Source organism: Phenylobacterium ferrooxidans (assembly GCF_042714595.1).
Taxonomy (GTDB): Bacteria; Pseudomonadota; Alphaproteobacteria; order Caulobacterales; family Caulobacteraceae; genus Phenylobacterium; species Phenylobacterium ferrooxidans.
On the sequence record NZ_JAOTJD010000091.1, the window covers coordinates 1 to 1,613 of the forward strand.

1 protein-coding gene is annotated in these 1,613 nt (G+C 61.8%); it reads left to right on the plus strand.

Translation table 11 applies throughout. The features are described from left to right. Positions 1 to 69: 69 nt before the first annotated feature. On the plus strand, positions 70 to 1,503 hold the full coding sequence (locus OCL97_RS22580) for an IS1182 family transposase (RefSeq protein WP_377371944.1): 1,434 nt from the start codon (positions 70 to 72) through the stop codon (positions 1,501 to 1,503). Positions 1,504 to 1,613: the final 110 nt, after the last annotated feature.

A 1,613-nucleotide genomic window follows, 5' to 3' on the forward strand; every position in this document is an offset into this window, starting at 1 on the left:
GTCCAGGCTGTGTAAAAACGGCGAAGCAGCTTAGAATCTAGCATCGACGCAGCAGCCTTGGGGCCGTCGATGAAGCGCTTTGTCGAAGGGGAAGACCGGCGGCAAACCTTGTTGTTGCCGGAGTCGCTGGACGACTACGTTACCGAGGACAATCCGGTCCGGGTGGTCGAAGTCTTTATTGATGAGCTTGATCTCGGAGCGCTTGGCTTTGAAGGCGTTCGGCCTGCGGTGACGGGTCGGCCCGCCTATCACCCCTCGACCCTGCTGAAGATCTATCTCTACGGATATCTCAACCGCGTGCAGTCGAGCCGCCGGCTGGAACGCGAAGCCCAGCGCAACATCGAACTGATGTGGCTGACCGGACGCTTGGCCCCAGACTTCAAGACCATCGCCAGTTTTCGCCGCGACAACGGGCGGGCGATCCGCGCGGTATGTGCGCAGTTCGTGGTCCTGTGCCGGCATCTGGACCTGTTCACGCGGGCGGTGGTCGCGATCGACGGCAGCAAGTTCAAGGCGGTGAACAATCGCGACAAGAACTTCACCGTGACCAAGGTCGCCAAGCGTATTGAGCAGGTCGACGCCAGCATCGTGCGCTACCTGGCGGCGCTAGACCGGGCCGACCGTGATGACAGCGACGTCGCCGAAGCCAAGACCGTCCGCATCCAGGACAAGATCGCTGGCCTGCGCCGACAGATGCAGGCGCTGAAGGCGATGCAGCAGCAGGTCCAGGCCGAGCCGGACAAGCAAGTCTCACTGACCGATCCCGATGCGCGCTCCATGGCGACCAGCGGTCGGGGTACGGGCATGGTCGGTTACAACGTGCAGACCGCGGTCGACGCCGAGCATCATCTGATCGTGGCGCATGAGGTGACGAACGTGGGTCACGATCGAACCCAACTGGAGCCCATGGCCCTGAAAGCGCAGGCGGCGACAGGGTGCGAGGAACTCACCGCCCTGGCGGATCGCGGCTACTTCAACGGTGAGCAGGTGCTGGCGTGCGAGGGAACCGGCGTTCTGCCCTGCATCCCCAAAACCGTGTGGCCCGGCGAGCAAGGCTTCTTCACCCGCCAGGACTTCATCTACGACGCCGAGAACGATCATTACACGTGCCCGGCAGGCCAGACGCTGACCAAGGGCCTCGTGCGATCAGATCGAAAGGACGACATCGATATCTATCGCCACCTGACCGCCTGCTTCACCTGCCCGCTAAAGCCGAGATGCACCCCGGACAAGCTCAAGAGGCTTAAGCGCTGGCAGCACGAAGATGTCCTCGACCGGATGCAGGCCAGGCTCAACCACATGCCCGACGCCATGGGCGTGCGCCGGCAAACCGTCGAGCATCCCTTCGGAACCCTCAAATCGTGGATGGGAAGCACCCACTTCCTGACCAGGACCCTCGAAAAGGTCCGAACCGAGATGAGCCTCCACGTCCTGGCCTACAATATGAAGAGAATGATCCAGATCTTCGGCGTCGGACCGCTCATGGCAGCGATCAGAGCCTGATCGCCCCTTCGTTAGCCACAGCCAAATCTCAGCTCAACAGCGGAACTCGATCAATCAACTCCGCCGGGCCAACCAAGCCGAGACCGGAACTCACGTTTTTCCACGGCCTC